The following is a 17,465-nucleotide window of genomic DNA, read 5'->3' on the forward strand; positions in this document are numbered from 1 at the left end:
ACAAAATCATAAACATTCATTACTATACAACTGAATCTGACTATGTCACGTTGGTTTAAACACAGCATAATCTAACTTTAGGTGTCACTTGCCTTGTGTTTGGAAGGCACCCTTAAGGAACCCATTACAGGTAAACATTATGAAAATTGATAACATTCCTGACTATATTGATCCTAGCCTAAATCTGGAACAAATTCGCGATGAGTGTCACGAGCTCATTCAAAAAAGAGCTTACGTCTCTGCTGGTGCAGCAATTGTACCCATTCCTTTTTTTGACGTGGTAGTAGATTTGGGAATTTTGTCACAGCTTATTCCCGATATTAATGCCCGCTTTGGTTTAGCACCTGAACATGTCAGCGTCTATGATCCAAAAACAAAAACCATTCATTGGGATGAATTGCGTAAACGTGGCTTTCAATTTTCAGGTTTTGTGGTCGCGCGTACCACCGTTAAAAAAACGTTTAATGGTTTCTTTGGAAAAATTGTCACCAAGCAAGTGACTAAATTTATACCATTAGGCGGGCAAATTGTTGCAGCAGGTTTAGGCTATTTTATGATGAAGAAAATAGCCCAAACGCATCTTACTGATAGCTACAACCTTGCTAAACGTATTCAACAAAAAAGTCGTGGCACGGTTGTAAACTAAAATCAAATTCACGGCTGAGAGTTTAATCTGCTCTCAGCTGTTTTAAAATAGCTCTTAACACTTCTAAACGCGCAGTATATTTATCATCAGTGGCAACAATATGCCAAGGTGCATATTCGGTACTGGTTCGTTCAAACATATCTGCTGCCGCTTTCAAATAGTCATCCCACTTATCACGATTGCGCCAGTCTTCTGCGGTAATTTTAAAGCGTTTATGCGGTGTCTCTTCTCTGGCTTTAAAGCGTTGCTCTTGCTCATCTTTACTAATCGCAAGCCAAATTTTTACCACAATGGTTTCACTATCAAATAAATCTTTTTCAAAGCGATTAATTTCGTCGTATGCCCTTTGCCACTCTAAAGGCGATGCAAAACCTTCAACTCGTTCTACCAGCACTCGACCATACCAAGTACGGTCAAAGATTGTAATTTTTTCAGCTTCATTAATACGATTCCAAAAACGCCACAAATAAGGATGCCTTGCTTCGAAACGTTCAGGTGCGCCAATACAATGAATATCATATTCACGCGGGTCTAAGTTTTTCACAATTCGTTTAATGGCACCCCCTTTACCCGAAGCATCCATTCCTTCAAAAGCAATCACAAAATTACGTTTATCAAAACGCATGGTATCGGCAATTTTTTTACTGAGTTTATCGAGCTCTTTTTTGTAATCAGCTTTATCGAGCTGTTCTTTAGAAGGTTTTAACAAACTTTCAGGAATCTTTGCCTGCTGCCATTTACCTTTGACTTCACTTTCATGTTCAGGCAATTCACGCATATGTTGCAAAAGGTATTGGGCAAAAAATTGATCTCGCTGTTTTTCATCTTCACCATCAATAATGTACCAGTCGTCGGTAAAACGGCGGCGTAACTTTTGCAAAGTGTCGTATTGTTTTTTATTGCGCCAATCTAAACCGTGAAGCTTATGCCAGTGCTGTTCAGAAGGGTCTATTTTATCTAAACGTTTTTGCAGTGACTTCCACGAAAGGTCAAACCAAACCTTAATCACATCGACATAGTTATTTTTTAAATCCTGTTCAAACGCCCGCATGTTTTCCACATAGGCATCAAAACGAGCATCATCCAAAGGTTCCGACACATGCGTTGCGGTAACCAACAAGTCGCTATACCAATTGCCAAACATCACCACAATCTGGCCTTCAGTTGGAATGAACTCTGAATATGACTGCCAAAAAGCTTCGGTATCTGTCAGCACACGCGGTGCATCTGCTTTTACGCGTAAATATCTTGGATCTAACCATTCTCGAAGCTGCTTAACAGCCTCGCCTTTTCCAGCCAGTTCAATACCACTCATTAAAATGAGTGTACTTTTAGCATTTTTTTTGCCCCGACTATCTTTTAAAGCATATTGTGCTTCAATCAAATCGACTGAAAGCTGTTCCTCATCTCGAATTTCAAATTTTGGTTGTTGTTCACTCATAGTCCACTGCTCTAATCTTTTATTGTTTAATTTCGTCGTTATTTAACTTATGCGCTTAGATGATGAATTGCTATACAAATTATGTCATTGCGCCAAAATTCTGTCTAAAAATTGACGCATAAATCATTTTTTTTACATCTACTCGCCATAGTAGAAGGTTACAATGCCTCTTATGATTTTTTGCAAATAGCCCAATATTAGAGCCTTAAATGTCTAAACTCGCTGCTTTTGATGATCTTTTACAACAATATAAAACATTTAATTATCACGATAATCCAGTGCTTGCCCAACGTTTGCAAGATGTACAAACATGGCTAAAAGAGCGGATGAAAGATACTCATCACGACTTTTTTAATTTGCCAGAGCACAAGCTCATGTCAGAGTATTTTTTAAACCGTTTATATGGTGGTCCAGAGTTTGATGCACTTGCAGCACAAATTGAACGTTTATTGAAATATGCGCATAAAGCCGAAAAAGTCCTACCTGAAAATGCAATTAAAACAGGAACAAAATCGGTAAGTCTGGCTGTACTTGCAACTCAACTTGATGAACAAGTAGCAATGCAGCTTCTTGAAGACTACCCTGCCGATACAGTACTCACTGACGAGATCATGCGTTTAACCTTAATCAAGCTTGATCAGGCAGAAGCTCGTTACCAGCAACTTGCCCTTCTTGATGACTTAGGGGTAGCGTTAGATAAATACATGCGTTCATTTATGATGTTTACTGCTTTTAAAATGTGTAAAGGTATTGCTCAAAAATACCACTTCGAATTGATGTATGATTTTATTCAGGATGGTTTTAGCGCAATGAAACCATTAAAATCGGCTGAGGCTTTTATTAAGACTTTTACGGAAAAAGAACGTCAGATTGTTGAAAAAGTACATTCAGGACATCCGAATCCGTTTAGAGTGTGATAAGGTCGGCACATAGAAAAAACTCAACCTCGCGAAGTTGAGATTTTATTCATTATATTTGCATGATGATGCCTGTAAAAATAGACAAAATCTGTCATCATGCAGAACTTATTCCGTTTCACTTGAGTTTGAGTCTAGGAGAGACAATATGTCTAACGAAAACCAAAAGCCAACATCTCCAACTGAGCAGGCACAAAGTTCAGACAAAGTTAGCCCATTCCTAAGCTCACCTTTACCGCAAGGTACTCCTCAAGGGCAACAACAAACTTTACAGCAAACCTTAACAGATACACCTGTTAGCGGTTCTGTACCGAAATACAATTTACCACGTGGTGCTAGCAATACTGGCAACGTTGGTGAAACAACTCACTTTGGTTTCTCAACTGTTAAAACTGAAGATAAAGCTCAAAAAGTTGCAGAAGTATTCCACTCGGTTGCAAGCAAATATGACTTGATGAATGACTTAATGTCATTTGGTATCCACCGTTTGTGGAAACGCTTTGCAATTAACATGTCTGGTGTTCGCCGTGGTCAACATGTGTTAGATATTGCTGGCGGTACAGGCGACTTAGCAAAAGTATTTAGCCGTGAAGTTGGTTCTCAAGGTCATGTGGTACTTTCAGACATTAACGAATCTATGCTGAATGTTGGTCGTGATCGTTTGATTGATGCTGGTTGTACTAATGTCGATTTCGTTCTTGCCAATGCAGAAACATTAGAGCCATTTGCAGACAACAGTTTTGATCTTGTCACCATTAGCTTTGGTTTACGTAACGTGACAGATAAAGATGCTGCACTTGCTTCTATGTTCCGTGTGCTTAAGCCAGGTGGTCGTTTACTGATTCTTGAGTTTTCTAAACCAGTATTTGAGCCATTCTCAAAACTTTATGACCTTTACTCATTCACTGCTTTACCGATTATGGGTAAATTGGTTGCCAATGACTCAGAAAGTTATAAGTATTTAGCTGAATCAATTCGTATGCACCCAGACCAACGCACCTTAAAAGGTATGATGGAAAATGCTGGCTTCCAGAACTGTGACTATCACAACCTGACTGGCGGTATTGTTGCTGTTCACCGCGGTTTCAAACTGTAAGGGATAGCGATATGTGGTCGATTTTGGCACTCGGTGCAGTCGAACGTATCATTCATCATCTGATCGATCTGGATGCATTAACTCGCATTCAGCTCAATCAGTTACAGAGCAAAATGTTGCGTGTGGTCATCGATAGCCCGCAACTTTCTGTCGATGTATTCTTTGACCAAGAAAAAGTACGTCTTGAACCTACTGCAACTGGGCACAGCGAAAAACCTTCTATTTTTGAACAACGCCCTTTTGATCCACAATTTAAAATTTCTGAAGCAACAGCCACTTTGCATGTCAAAGATGTGGTTGAACTGATCAAACTATTGGTCAGCGATCCAGACCAGATTGGTAATATCCCGCTTCAAGGTGATTATCACCTATTACAGGATATTCAAAGAATTATGCAGCAAGCTGAACCTGATTTAGCTGCGCACTTATCAAAATGGGTTGGCCCTCAACTCGCTCATGAAATTGGCAAGATTCAACTTGCACCAAAGCATTTAAAACGCTCCGTGCAAAGCCATCTATTTTTTGCTGAAGATGCCTTAAAAGAAGACAGTGGTTTATTTGCCCCACGTTGGGAAATGGACGATTTAAATCAGGCTACGCGTAAGCTTAATCAAGACATTGACCGTCTAGAAGCTAAGCTACAGCAGCTCAATGCACAACTACAACCCACTCAAGACTAGGTAAGACTGTATATGATTCCGCACGTTTCACGTTTACTCGAACTTTGGCGTATTGCAGCGCACTATAGACTCGATACGTTGTTCCCTGCGGATGAATTACCTGTTAAAGCTCAACGTGCATTAAATATTATTAAGATGCATCCAGCTGCATGGTCGAGTCGTGAACGCAAAAACCCATTGAAGCTTAAAGAAGCTTTAGAAGATATGGGCCCGCTTGCAATTAAGCTTGGGCAGTTACTGTCTACTCGACGCGACCTGATTCCACCTGAAATACTCGCTCAATTGGTCTTACTTCAAGATCAAGTCAAACCTTTTGATAGCAATGTTGCCAAACAACGTATTCAAGATTCTTTAAAAGCAGACGTAAATACACTATTTGCTCGCTTTGATGACCAACCATTAGCTGCTGCTTCAATTGCACAAGTACATACAGCAGCACTGCATGATGGTCGTGAAGTTGTTGTTAAAGTTACTCGCCCAGACATTCGCAGCCAGATTTTACAAGACTTTGAAATTTTAGCTTGGCTAGGCAATACCTTAGAAAGTCGCCTAGAAGCTGCTCGCGCGTTGCATCTCACTGAAATTATTCAAGACTACCGCCAGATCATTTTAAATGAGTTGGACTTGAGTATTGAGGCAGATAACACCCGTCGTATGCGCCATTATTTTACTGGTTCATCCATGATGTATGTGCCAGAAGTCTACATGGACACCAAAGATGTCATGGTGGCTGAGCGTATTACTGGTGTGCCTATTTCAGATACGGCAACCTTTGACCGTTTAGGCATGGACCGTGCACAACTTGCAGAAAAAGGGTTAACCATTTTCTTTACGCAAGTATTCCGCGATAACTTTTTCCATGCCGACATGCACCCCGGCAATGTCTTTGTAGAAACCATCAATCCAAGCAATCCACGCTTTATTGCACTGGACTGTGCAATTATGGGTGAGCTATCTAAACACGACCAAATGACAGTTGCCCGCATGTTGCTTGCTGTAATGAACAGCAACTTTATGCAGCTTATTCAAATTGTGCACCAAGCTGGCTGGATTCCACCGGGTACAGACCAAGACGCTTTAGCACGTGAGATGCGCCGTACTGTTGGACCAATGGTTTCTAAACCAATGGATCAACTTGATTTTGCAGGTATCTTAATTCAAGTGATGGATATTGCGCGTCGCTTCCATTTAGAAATCCCGCCACAACTCATGCTGCTACTCAAAACTTTAGTGCATGTAGAAGGCTTAGGTACCGATCTTTATCCGCAGCTCGACATCTGGAAATTGGCAAAACCAATTTTGACAGAATGGGTCAAGTCCAATATGAACCCAGTTAAAAATGTCAAAGAGCTAGGTCAGCAACTTCCCGACCTGCTTTTAGGTGCTCAGGATTTTCCAAGCTTAATTATTGACAGTTTAAATGGCTTAAAAAATCAGTCTGCATGGCAAGACCGTCAGCTCCGTGAAATGCAGCAACTTCGATTGCAAATGGAACATCAGCAACGCCGTAGCTGGATGTTCGGTAGTAGCATGCTGATTTTGCTCACCATTGCGATTATTAGCCCTTGGTTTGTTTCCATTATTTTAATTGTGCTGAGTAGCTTATTAGCGCTTTGGCGCATATTGAAATAAGTTCTAAATCCCTTGCTAGTGCAAGGGATTTTTTTATGGCTAACTTTAATTTTTAAAAATATAGATCGCTTGTTCGTTCATTGCTAAATTAGCATTCATAAATGCTTGAAAAGAACAAACAATGAAAACACCTCATTCTGCCATTATTGGTGCAGGTACCGCAGGTTTAGCCACTGCCATTTTGCTTGCCCGAGAAGGCAATAAAGTAACTATTTTTGAACAAGTTGATGAGTTATCTCCGGTAGGTGCTGGGTTATTACTACAACCCGCAGGCTTAGCTGTATTTGAACATTTAGGTGTACTCGACAAAGCCTTAATATTAGGTGCGAGAGTCACAGGCCTAGAAGGACAGCTTCCAGACAAGCGCCTTTTAGTTAATAGTCATTATCACGAAGCATCAGCAAACCTCTATGGTCTAGGTATACACCGAGCCACTTTATGTCATGTACTCACTCAAAAGCTTAGCGAGTATTCAAGCCAGATTACTTGGTGCATGAACCATTCTGTTGAAAGCTTTGAAGAACATAACGATGAAGTTCGGATATTCGGCAGTCATCAAAACCAAAAGTTTGATGCTTGCTTTGATGGCCTACTCATTGCCAATGGTGCTCGTAGCCAGCTACGCCCCAAAGCATGGGTAAAGGTTGACCAAGCCTATCCGTGGGGTGCGGCATGGAGTATCGTGCCTGAGTGCCAAGTATTAGATGCTGAAATTCTGCATCAATTTTATGATCGCTCGAAAATTATGATGGGAATTCTTCCTACAGGAGCAGTTCCCACAGAACCTCAACAGCGCCTTTCGAGTATATTTTGGAGCTTACCTACCTCCCAATTACAAAGCTTTTTGCAAGATGAACAGGCGAAACAAGCTTGGTTAAAGCAAGTCTCGGAGCGTTGGCCCACAGTTGCAGAATGGCTAAAAAAGATTTTGTATAACAGTCCAACTCAGCCTAAATGGCTATCTGCAAACTACCGTGATGTCGTCATGACTCAATTTGGTCAAGGACGAATTGGGGTGATTGGCGATGCCGCTCATGCAATGAGTCCACAGTTAGGACAAGGGGCCAATATGGCATTATTAGATGCTTGGGCTTTTTCTCAATCCCTACAACAAGCTAAAAAGAATCAAAACATTGATTGGTCCCTGCTCTGGCAGCACTACCACCAGCTTCGTCGTTCATCCACCCAGTTTTATCAATTTCTTAGTCGCTTATTAACACCACTTTATCAATCTGACCATTGGTGGGCGGGAAGCTTAAGAGATTTAGTTTTCCCTTGGATGTATCAAATTCCTTATTTTCGAAAAGAAATGGCAATCACAATTTCGGGATTAAAGACAGGTTCATTTCAGCAACTTGATTATGATCAAGTCGCTCAAGCACCTAAAGAAAGCAGTGCGTTTCATTTAAAAAATGAATCTCTGTCTGACTATTAACCCAACCAAATAATAGTGAGTAACACATGAAGATCAGCCATCTTGATCACCTTGTTTTAACCGTCTCAAATATTGAAACTACCTGTAATTTCTATCAACCCGTATTAGGGTTTGAGGTCATCACTTTTAAAGGTGATAGAAAGGCCCTACAGTTCGGAAATCAAAAAATAAATTTACACCAGCAAGGTAACGAGTTTGAACCTAAGGCATTACAGCCGACTCCTGGATCTGCCGACCTGTGTTTTATTTCAGATACCCCTATTTCAGAAGTGGTTGCACACCTTAATCAATTAAATATTCAAATTGAAGAAGGTCCTGTGGAACGTACGGGTGCGGTGCACCCTATTCTTTCAGTTTATATTCGTGATCCAGATCAAAATTTGATTGAGATTTCAAATATCCTCACGCCTTAGTCATTTGAATAAGATACCGGTTGGTAATCGTTACAAGCTATTCATTACGCTGACAAAGACAAAAAGGACAAAGAATTTTTCCGCAAAGCGACGTTGATGCCGTACACTATACAAGCTATTTTTAGCATCTGATTGAAATCAATTTATAGTTTATATTTCTTTGGTGATTCCTCATGAATAACACGCAATGGCTCGATGAAGTAAAATTTAACGAACAAGGTCTTATCCCTGCCATTGCTCAACATCATCAAACCGGACGCATTTTGATGGTGGCGTGGATGAACCGTGAATCACTTGCGCTCACAGCAGAAAAAAATCAAGCTGTTTACTTTTCTCGTTCTCGCCAAAAACTTTGGCACAAGGGTGAAGAATCAGGCCATTTCCAAACGGTTTATGAAATTCGTTTAGACTGCGATGGTGATGTAATCGTATTACAAGTTGAGCAACACGGCGGTATCGCGTGCCATACAGGTCGTGAGTCTTGTTTCTACCGTAAACTTACCCCACAGGGCTGGGAAATTGTCGATGCACAATTAAAAGACCCTACTGCAATTTATGGTGACAAAGCTAAAACTGAAAGCCACGATCATGCTCATACTACTGAACAAGTGGATGTACTCGCTCACTTAGGGCAATTGATGCAAGAGCGTAAGCAAGCAGAAGCAGACACTTCATATGTGGCAAGCCTCTACAAAAAAGGCATCAATAAAATTTTAGAAAAAGTTGGCGAAGAAGGCGTAGAAACTATTATTGCAGCGAAAGACTACGCTGCTCAAAATACAGAAAGCAATTTAAATGACTTGATTTATGAAACTGCCGATTTGTGGTTCCATAGCATTGTCATGTTGGGTTATTTCGATCTTAATCCACAACTTATTATTGACGAATTAGCTCGTCGTCAGGGTTTATCTGGTTTAGTTGAAAAAGCTAACCGTAACAAGGTTTAAAATCACTCAGTGTCGAATATCGAAAAACCTAAAGCCACCTATGAGCAAGCAATTGCCATAGATAACGGACGTCTTGGGCAATCATTTAAAGTGATTGCCTATGCGGGTACAGGTAAAACTACTACATTACAAATGATTAGCGATGCCATGCCTGAACGGCGCGGTATGTATTTGGCTTTTAACAAAGCCATTGCTGGTGAAGCTCAAAACAAATTTCATCGCAATGTAGACTGCCGTACTTTCCATTCACTCGCATTTCGCAGTGTGCCACGTGGTGTGACTGATAAATTACGCCTACCTCGCTTAAGTCCAAGCTTTATTGCCAAAGAATATCGACTAGAACCAATTACGTTACGACGCATGATGGGCGGACGTTATGAAAAATACGTCTTAATGCCAAGTCGCCTCGCAAGTCTTGTCGCCAATGCGGTGAGTTATTTCTGTTCGACTAGCTCACAATACCCAGCTCCTCGACACATTCAGGCGCCAAACTGGTTACATCCAGACGATATTACTGCACTTCAAACTCACCTTTACCCAGCTGTAGAACGGCGCTGGTTAGAGTCTATCGATCCAAATCATCAAGCCGGAATTGGTCACGATATTTACCTCAAACTTTGGGCATTGTCTGAGCCTAATATTCCGGCCGATTATGTCTTATTTGATGAAGCACAAGATGCTGATCCTTTAATGTTGGGTATCTTACTTCGTCAAAAAAGTACACAGGTTATTTATGTAGGCGATGCACATCAGCAAATCTACGCATGGCGCGGTGCAGTTAATGCCATGCAACAACTGCCTTTGCCAGAGTCTCGCTTAACGACTTCTTTCCGTTTTGGAGAGGCGATTGCCGATGTCGCCAATGCGTTGTTAGGTGGTTTAAATGAGACTGTTCCTCTGCTTGGTAATCCGAACCAAAAATCGAGTGTAGTCAATAAGCCACATACCAAAATGCGTGATGCGATTTTGTGTCGTACCAATGCTCGCGCAATGGAGCTTTTATTAGCAGGCTTAGTTCACGGCGATAAAGTAAGTTTGCAGGCAGATCATCAAAAACTAAACCGTTTTGTAGATGCCGCAAGCCTCTTGAAGCAAGGAAAACGAGTTACAGACGTTCCCGAGTTAGCATGGTTTAACTCATGGCATGATGTGCATGAATACTGTGAAACCAATGAAGGAAGTGACATCAAACCTTTGGTTAAACTGGTAGATGATCACGGTACTGATCCATTAAAAAAAGCGCTTGCTAAAATTACTCCCCTTGAGCAAGCTGACTATGTCATCTCAACCGCCCATAAAGCAAAAGGACTAGAGTGGAATCGTGTTCATATTGAAGATGACTATCAATTTAAAATTAATGGCTTAGAACACAAGATTACAGATGAGGAATTAAGATTACTTTACGTGGCCTGTACTCGTGCTAAAGTAAGTCTAAACATCCATCATCTTTATGATCTGATACAACAATTAAAAGTAAGGGCGCCTTTAAGTCTTCGTAAGTCGGTTGGTTGAAGCGCTCATAATTAGGTGAGCCTATGAGACTTGAATCCATCCAATTTAAACATGTTGCTCTGTTTCATGACCTAAAGATCCAGTTTCAATATGATAAACAACCGATTACTTTAATTTTAGGTGAGCAGGCAACCGGTAAAAGTATGCTACTCAAGCATATTTACCATGCTTTAACGTGGTTTCCTGCTCGCTTGAAAGATGTTCGTACCCCGGGCGTAGTTATGCCTGATCAAGACATTACCCATTCTCGGTTACAGTCTAAAATAGAAGTCAGCATTCATATTCCCTCAGAGTTCGGGCAACTGCCTGAAACCACATCCGCACAGCAAACCGATACATCTGTTTGTAGCTGGAAACTATTTAAAACCTTAAATGCAACTGGCGTAGGAATTAGTCAAGTTGAAACTCAGCAGCTCGATCAAACCATTACCCTTTATCATCAAGTCACAAGAAAAGACCCACTTCAAGGCCTTCCCTTACTTGCTTACTACCCATCTGAGCGATTTGTTAACGATATAAATTTGCTGAATAAAAACCTGCCAGGGATTACTCAGTCTATTTCTGCTTATGAAATTAGCTTAATCCCGTTTACCACCTTTGCTCGTTTTTTTGAATGGCTACGTGAAATTAGCGATATTGAAAATGCACAAGCAGCTCATGTTGTACAACGAATTATTTCCCGACAATCAAACCCACAAAATCAGGAAGAACTTTTGCGTCAACTTCAAATCGAATTGACAGGGCAGCCTAAACAACTGCCTTCACCAAATTTATATGCGCTGAAATCGGCATTAAAGATTATTTTTCCAGAACTTGAAGACATCTATTTACAATATCATCCACGTCTTCAACTTATGGCACATTACAAGGGTGAAGCTTTAGCCTTTCAACAACTTTCCAATACCACAAAAACATGGATTGCACTCGTAGGCGATGTGGTTCGCAGACTTTGTTTGCTCAACCCATTGAGCTTAGACCCTTGCCTTGAAGGCGAAGGAATTTTGTTAATTGACCAGATCGATTCACAACTAGATGCTCTGCATTGCTCAGAAATTTTAAATCGACTTCATCAGGCATTTCCGCGTTTACAAATTATAGTGACTGGAAGCCGTGAAGAGTTACTTGAACATGCAACTGCTTATCAATGCCTTAAATTAGAACATGGCAAAGCAAGCCAACTTGATTTAAATACGGCTCAGCAGCAGCTTGAACACCTTTACACCCTCTTGCACCGAGATGAAGTTTTAGCGCCGCATATAGATCCATTGCCACTTGATACCGAACCTACAACCACTCAAATTGACAATTTGTATCAGCAAATCCAAAGCTTAAATGAACAACAAAAAAATGAATTATTACGTATGATTCATACAGGAGATACTTCGGAAGAAACCTCATCTCTTTAAAATTTATTATCCATATAGCTCAATTTTTATAATAAAAACCGGATTCGCTAAATATACGATGAAATCTGTTTTTTGAGCTGAAAAATCACTAGATGTTGTTACCGCATGTAATAACATCAGATTTTTAATGATTTTTTAGTGTACAATAAATTTCATTTTGCGTTTTTATTATTCAAGTTGCGCAATACAACTTGTTTCTCGCTTTATTTTTCTAATTTGGTCGGGTTTTCAGAATATAAGCTTTGGAAATCTCTTTGAATTCCTATCTATTCTGAAATTAAAATTTCACCTTTAGGCTTCGGTCTAAATTATATATGGATACGAGTGTGCTACCGATAATTATCTTATTACCGTTAATATTAGGCACCACCCTTGTTTCATTGCTTCAACGGTTTTCACGTGGAGTAACGGCTTTAGGGGCGATCGGAGTCAGTTTAACCAGTTTTGGTTTATTACTGACTCAGGCTAAAACTGTGCTTGGTGGTGCAAGCATTCAACAAAGTTGGGATTGGTTACCGCAATTAGGAATTAATCTAAGCTTTAGACTTGATGCCCTTGGTTTATTATTTTCTCTTCTTATTACCGGTATCGGTACACTCATTTATATTTATGCCTATTATTATCTAGGCCCTAAAAATTCATTAAGTAAACTCTATTTATTACTCATGCTGTTTATGGCAGCAATGCTGGGTATTTCCCTTTCTAACAATTTAATTATTTTATTAGTGTTTTGGGAACTTACCAGTATTTCATCCTTCCTATTAGTCGGTTACTGGAGTCATTACGAAGCTGCTCAACGTGGCTCGCGTATGGCACTTACCATTACAGGTATGGGTGGACTCGCCATGCTAGGTGGATTTGTCTTATTAGGACAAATCACAGGAACCTACGAAATTAATGATATTGTCGGAATGAAAGACCTTATTCAAAGTCATCATCTTTTCGTTCCGATGCTTTTGCTTATTTTACTCGGTGCTTTTACTAAAAGTGCTCAGTTCCCTTTCCATTTTTGGTTACCCAATGCAATGGCAGCACCCACTCCGGTGTCGGCTTATTTGCACTCTGCAACCATGGTTAAGGCAGGTATTTTCTTATTAGCACGTCTTCTACCTATCTTTATTGGTGCCGCGCTTTATCACAACATTGTCACGTTCGTCGGCCTATTTACACTCTGTATGGCTGCATGCTTTGCCATCTTTAAAGAAGATTTAAAAGGGTTATTGGCTTACTCCACTATTAGTCATTTAGGTCTTATTGTCTGCTTATTAGGTATTGGTTCACCTTTAGCGGTTGCTGCGGCAATTTTCCATATTATTAACCATGCTACCTTTAAAGCTGCCCTGTTTATGATTGCAGGGATTATTGACCATGAAACAGGTACACGTGATCTTAGAAAATTAAGTGGTGTTTGGCAGCTGTTACCATTTACCGCAACGCTCACCATGATTACCGCGGCATCAATGGCAGGTGTTCCACTGACCAATGGCTTTATTTCTAAAGAAATGTTCTTTACCGAACTGTTGGCGAACCTTTCAGGATCGGCTGTTATTTTTGCAAGTATTATTGCAACGCTTGCCGGTATTTTTGCAGTCAGTTATTCAATTCGTTTAGTGCACGGCGTATTTTTTGATGGTCCATTGGGTAAACAAGTACCAAATAAAAATGCCCATGAACCACCGATTGGCATGCGAGCACCAGCCATATTACTTGCGACGTTATGTATTTTTGTTGGTATTTTCCCTGCCCTACTGGTTGAGCCTTTAGTTAATAGCGTGACACGTGCAAGTCTAATGCAACCTGATTTTGCAGGAACTCATCTTGCAATCTGGCATGGATTTAATGCTCCTCTTGTGATGAGTATTATTGCTTTGATTGGTGGCACGCTTTTCTATTTTGCTTTAGCAAAAGATGGCATGATTCGTAAAATCGACCTCGATCCACGACTTGGTCGTTTACAAGGTCGTGTTTTATTTGATTTGTTCTTAAAACATTTGCTATTAACTAGTCGTAAAATCAAACAAAAAACTGAGAATGGTTCACTACAAAGTTACCTGTTCTTAATGATTGCTTTTAGCATCATTCTGGTCACTTTGCCTTTACTCAATCAAGGCCTTACCACAGGTACACGCGAACTCACACATGCACCATGGATTGCAGTTGTTCTTTGGCTGACCTTATTCTCGGGTTGCTGGATGATGCTCTGGTTCCACCATGAGCGCATTAAAGCTGTACTCATTAGTGGTGCAATTGGTCTCGTGGTTACTATGGTATTTGTTACTATGTCAGCACCTGACCTAGCACTCACCCAAATTACGGTAGATGTGGTTACGACTGTACTTTTGTTGATGAGTTTATCTTTATTACCACAGCTTACGCCTTATGAGTCTACTCGCTCTAGACGTTTGAGAGATGCATTTTTAGCAATCATTGGTGGCTTAGGTATTGGCTGGATTACGTGGCTCATTTTAACGCGTGACCATAATTCGATTTCATGGTTCTTTGCTCAGCAATCTTTACCACTTGGCGGCGGCTCTAACATTGTAAATGTCATTTTAGTTGACTTCCGTGGTTTCGATACCTTTGGTGAAATTACCGTACTAGGGATTGCTGCGATTGGCGCGCTCTGTCTTATGGATGGCATGCGCGTACACGGCACCACCATGACACAAGGCCTCACCTATCGCTTTAACCCATCTCCGCTCATGTTCCGCATTACAGCCTCTTGGGTGTTACCTTTAGCGCTGGTGGTAAGTGTCTATATCTTTATGCGTGGACATAACTACCCTGGCGGTGGTTTTATTGCAGGTTTAATTACCTCAATGGCACTTATTATTCAGTACATTGCTTTAGGTCAAGACCAAGCAGAACAAATGTTAAAAGCACAATCGGGTCGTCTTTATGAGGTCTGGATTGGTTCCGGTTTAACAATTGCAGGCTTAACAGGTATTGCTGCATGGTTCTGGGCACGTCCATTCTTAACCAGTGCGCACGTCTATGTTGAGTTACCAGTTTTAGGAAAACTACATCTGGCTTCAGCAGCAAGCTTTGATTTGGGTGTGTATATCACAGTGGTAGGTGCCACTATGCTACTCATTTCTGTATTAGGGGACTCTCGCCATTCGAGTATGTCTGGTCCTGTACCTCATGGGGAGAAATCATCATGATCAGTTTAGAATTCTTACTGGCCTCTGCCATTGGGCTACTTGTTGCGACAGGCATCTATCTCATTTTACGTGCACGTACCTTCCCTGTGGTATTGGGATTAGCCGTACTCGGTTATGCAGTTAACCTATTTTTGTTTGCGATGGGTCGCTTGCAAGTGAGCTCACCAGCAATCCTGACTGAAACCACCAATATTACAGATCCACTTCCACAAGCACTTGTTTTAACTGCAATCGTTATCGGTTTTGCGACCACAGCGTTTATTGTACAACTGGCTTTACGCAGCCGTTATGAATCAGGTAGTGACCACGTTGATGCTAAAGAAGATATTTCTCCAACATACGACCCACGTGAGGATGAGCCGTGATGTTTGATTTTTTATCTTTTTGGCAAGCTAATACACCAATTTTCAGTATCCTCATCCCGGCATTCACTGGTTTTATCTTATTGCTTTTAGGTAACCCTGGCGCCGGTGCATTAAAAGAAGATTGGCGACAACCTTGGCGTCGTGGCATTAGCCTCGTCTCAGCAATTGCTGGTTTAGTCACTGCGATTAGTTATCTAATCGTTGCAAATACTGGTCAAATCACGGTTTACCAGTTAAGCGAGTGGTCAGCACCGTTTGGTATTGTGCTGGTACTCGACCGACTTTCTGCATTTATGCTGGTTTTAACCTATGCATTAGCAGTTCCAGTTTTATGGTATGCCAGTGAAAACTGGGATACCAGAGGTCGCTATTTCCACGCCATATTCCATTTTCTTTTAATGGGATTATGCGGAGCATTTCTGACAGGCGACTTATTCAACCTATTTGTTTTCTTTGAAATCTTGCTCATGGCGTCGTATGTCTTGTTGCTACATGGACAAGGCAAACCGCGTTTTCAGCTTGGCGTACACTATGTCATTATCAACCTTTTAGCCTCTGCTCTATTCTTAATTGGCCTTGGTATGATTTATGGCAGTGTAGGCAGTCTAAATATGACTGACGTTTCACGCCTTTTACCAACTTTAGATGCAGACCAGCATAAATTAGCAGTCGCTGGCGCCTTACTCTTATTTGTCGTGTTTGGTATTAAAGCGGCCATGCTACCAGTTGGTTTTTGGCTACCAAAAACTTATGCGGTTGCAAGTACACCTGTCGCAGCGATTTTTACCATTATGACCAAAGTAGGCATCTATGCCATTTTGCGTGTCAATGGAACGGTATTTAACGATGTACTTAGCCAAGAAATCTTTAAAAGTTGGTTACTTCCAATTGGCTTAATTACGTCTCTATACGGTGTGATTGGAGCAATCGGTGCAGATCGCCTTAGACGTTTTGTTGGTTTTATGGTGCTGTCTTCGATTGGCACATTATTGACTGCCATTGCTATGTCAAATACACAAGCGTGGTCAGGAGCACTATTCTATTTAGTTCACAGTACACTGATTGGTGCAGCATTTTACTTGTTCTGTGGCTGGATGACGTCACAGCGTGGTGACTTTAAAGACCATTTAAAAATTGCGCCAAGAATTAAGCAAGAAAAAGCAGCGATGCTGACTTATTTCTTAATTGCAATGATGCTCGCAGGTTTACCACCTTTTAGTGGCTTCTTTGGTAAAGTATTTATTTTACAAGCGACTGTTGAAACTGCATATCAAGGCTGGGTCATTGGTATTGTGCTTGTGGTCAGTCTATTAAGCATTATTGCGTTAACACGAGTCGGATTTATTTTATTCTGGCGTGCTTCACCACCAGAGGAAGACCCAATCAATCCTGCGTATATTATTTATCGTGCTTTACCTGAACGAGCACCGCCACGTAATGATTCAGTGATTTATATTTTGCTTGCAGGTTTAGTGGCTTATGTCGTGTTTGCTTCACCTGTGTTGCACTACACCACAAGTACTGCTCAGCAAATTCAAAATCATGCCTTATATCAGCAATCTATTCTTAAGACTGATCAAAATGGTGAAGTCATTAGTGTCCAGCCTTATGACTCAACTTATTTACCTGAAACAAAATACGGTGGAGAAGTTGAAGATCATAATGCCTACCTCGTTCCGGACATTATTTCTAAAGACACATTCAACGGTGTACATATTTCTGAATATAAACATCGCCAAATTCAGCAGCAAGAAAAATTGCAAACACCAACCATTGCTGATGAAAGTCAACTGAAACCTATGGAGCCATAA

General features: G+C 40.8%; 14 protein-coding genes. 13 read left to right on the forward strand and 1 reads right to left on the reverse strand.

Features of this window, described 5'->3' with window-relative positions:
* Positions 1-139: 139 nt before the first annotated feature.
* Positions 140-646: a hypothetical protein gene (locus ACG59Z_RS05510; RefSeq protein WP_400198262.1), complete on the forward strand. Its 507-nt coding sequence runs from the start codon at positions 140-142 to the stop codon at positions 644-646.
* Positions 647-668: 22 nt separating this feature from the next.
* Here the strand turns inward: ACG59Z_RS05510 and ACG59Z_RS05515 are convergent, their stop codons facing one another.
* Entirely contained in the window at positions 669-2,087 is a 1,419-nt protein-coding gene (locus ACG59Z_RS05515) for a phosphate--AMP phosphotransferase (RefSeq protein WP_263612818.1), read from the reverse strand.
* A 209-nt stretch (positions 2,088-2,296) separates the two neighbouring features.
* Here ACG59Z_RS05515 and ACG59Z_RS05520 point away from each other — a divergent pair, with 209 nt between their 5' ends.
* From ACG59Z_RS05520 to ACG59Z_RS05575, 12 genes are all read left to right on the forward strand, one after another.
* Positions 2,297-3,004, forward strand: a complete 708-nt coding sequence (locus ACG59Z_RS05520; protein WP_075383397.1) for an FFLEELY motif protein — start codon at positions 2,297-2,299, stop codon at positions 3,002-3,004.
* Between the two features lie 148 nt (positions 3,005-3,152).
* Positions 3,153-4,100 (forward strand): bifunctional demethylmenaquinone methyltransferase/2-methoxy-6-polyprenyl-1,4-benzoquinol methylase UbiE, encoded by a 948-nt coding sequence (gene ubiE / locus ACG59Z_RS05525; RefSeq protein WP_400198265.1) that lies wholly within the window; start codon positions 3,153-3,155, stop codon positions 4,098-4,100.
* An 11-nt stretch (positions 4,101-4,111) separates the two neighbouring features.
* Positions 4,112-4,780, forward strand: a complete 669-nt coding sequence (locus ACG59Z_RS05530; RefSeq protein ID WP_400198266.1) for an SCP2 domain-containing protein — start codon at positions 4,112-4,114, stop codon at positions 4,778-4,780.
* Positions 4,781-4,792: 12 nt separating this feature from the next.
* A complete protein-coding gene (locus ACG59Z_RS05535; protein ID WP_400198268.1) occupies positions 4,793-6,412 on the forward strand; it encodes an ABC1 kinase family protein in 1,620 nt (539 codons plus the stop codon).
* Between the two features lie 121 nt (positions 6,413-6,533).
* Positions 6,534-7,847 carry an FAD-dependent oxidoreductase gene (locus tag ACG59Z_RS05540; RefSeq protein ID WP_400198270.1) on the forward strand — a complete coding sequence of 438 codons (1,314 nt, stop codon included), beginning with the start codon at positions 6,534-6,536 and terminating at the stop codon, positions 7,845-7,847.
* A gap of 26 nt (positions 7,848-7,873) precedes the next feature.
* Positions 7,874-8,260 carry a VOC family protein gene (locus tag ACG59Z_RS05545; RefSeq protein WP_400198272.1) on the forward strand — a complete coding sequence of 129 codons (387 nt, stop codon included), beginning with the start codon at positions 7,874-7,876 and terminating at the stop codon, positions 8,258-8,260.
* A 173-nt stretch (positions 8,261-8,433) separates the two neighbouring features.
* Positions 8,434-9,207, forward strand: a complete 774-nt coding sequence (hisIE, locus tag ACG59Z_RS05550) for a bifunctional phosphoribosyl-AMP cyclohydrolase/phosphoribosyl-ATP diphosphatase HisIE (RefSeq protein WP_263612811.1) — start codon at positions 8,434-8,436, stop codon at positions 9,205-9,207.
* 9 nt (positions 9,208-9,216) lie between these two features.
* Positions 9,217-10,719, forward strand: coding sequence for a UvrD-helicase domain-containing protein (locus ACG59Z_RS05555; RefSeq protein WP_343568494.1), 1,503 nt, complete (start codon positions 9,217-9,219; stop codon positions 10,717-10,719).
* A 23-nt stretch (positions 10,720-10,742) separates the two neighbouring features.
* Positions 10,743-12,125, forward strand: a complete 1,383-nt coding sequence (locus tag ACG59Z_RS05560; RefSeq protein WP_396519867.1) for an AAA family ATPase — start codon at positions 10,743-10,745, stop codon at positions 12,123-12,125.
* A gap of 314 nt (positions 12,126-12,439) precedes the next feature.
* On the forward strand, positions 12,440-15,289 hold the full coding sequence (locus tag ACG59Z_RS05565; RefSeq protein ID WP_400198275.1) for a monovalent cation/H+ antiporter subunit A: 2,850 nt from the start codon (positions 12,440-12,442) through the stop codon (positions 15,287-15,289).
* A complete protein-coding gene (locus tag ACG59Z_RS05570; protein ID WP_000624229.1) occupies positions 15,286-15,654 on the forward strand; it encodes a Na+/H+ antiporter subunit C in 369 nt (122 codons plus the stop codon). Before ACG59Z_RS05565 ends, ACG59Z_RS05570 begins: the two co-directional genes overlap by 4 nt.
* Positions 15,654-17,465, forward strand: coding sequence for a monovalent cation/H+ antiporter subunit D (locus tag ACG59Z_RS05575; RefSeq protein WP_311070251.1), 1,812 nt, complete (start codon positions 15,654-15,656; stop codon positions 17,463-17,465). The genes ACG59Z_RS05570 and ACG59Z_RS05575 overlap by 1 nt, the downstream gene beginning before the upstream one ends.

Origin of the sequence: Acinetobacter sp. ABJ_C1_1, assembly GCF_044684115.1 — a bacterium.
Taxonomy (GTDB): domain Bacteria; phylum Pseudomonadota; class Gammaproteobacteria; order Pseudomonadales; family Moraxellaceae; genus Acinetobacter; species Acinetobacter nosocomialis_A.

Excerpts from the sequence above, each read along its gene's own strand:
- ACG59Z_RS05570 (WP_000624229.1), top strand. The coding sequence starts at position 15,286 with ATGATCAGTTTAGAATTCTTACTGGCCTCTGCCATTGGGCTACTTGTT.
- ACG59Z_RS05545 (WP_400198272.1), top strand. The coding sequence starts at position 7,874 with ATGAAGATCAGCCATCTTGATCACCTTGTTTTAACCGTCTCAAATATT.
- ACG59Z_RS05540 (WP_400198270.1), top strand. The coding sequence starts at position 6,534 with ATGAAAACACCTCATTCTGCCATTATTGGTGCAGGTACCGCAGGTTTA.
- ACG59Z_RS05565 (WP_400198275.1), top strand. The coding sequence starts at position 12,440 with ATGGATACGAGTGTGCTACCGATAATTATCTTATTACCGTTAATATTA.
- ACG59Z_RS05510 (WP_400198262.1), top strand. The coding sequence starts at position 140 with ATGAAAATTGATAACATTCCTGACTATATTGATCCTAGCCTAAATCTG.
- ACG59Z_RS05535 (WP_400198268.1), top strand. The coding sequence starts at position 4,793 with ATGATTCCGCACGTTTCACGTTTACTCGAACTTTGGCGTATTGCAGCG.
- ACG59Z_RS05575 (WP_311070251.1), top strand. The coding sequence starts at position 15,654 with ATGTTTGATTTTTTATCTTTTTGGCAAGCTAATACACCAATTTTCAGT.
- hisIE (WP_263612811.1), top strand. The coding sequence starts at position 8,434 with ATGAATAACACGCAATGGCTCGATGAAGTAAAATTTAACGAACAAGGT.
- ACG59Z_RS05530 (WP_400198266.1), top strand. The coding sequence starts at position 4,112 with ATGTGGTCGATTTTGGCACTCGGTGCAGTCGAACGTATCATTCATCAT.
- ubiE (WP_400198265.1), top strand. The coding sequence starts at position 3,153 with ATGTCTAACGAAAACCAAAAGCCAACATCTCCAACTGAGCAGGCACAA.
- ACG59Z_RS05560 (WP_396519867.1), top strand. The coding sequence starts at position 10,743 with ATGAGACTTGAATCCATCCAATTTAAACATGTTGCTCTGTTTCATGAC.
- ACG59Z_RS05515 (WP_263612818.1), bottom strand. The coding sequence starts at position 2,087 with ATGAGTGAACAACAACCAAAATTTGAAATTCGAGATGAGGAACAGCTT.
- ACG59Z_RS05520 (WP_075383397.1), top strand. The coding sequence starts at position 2,297 with ATGTCTAAACTCGCTGCTTTTGATGATCTTTTACAACAATATAAAACA.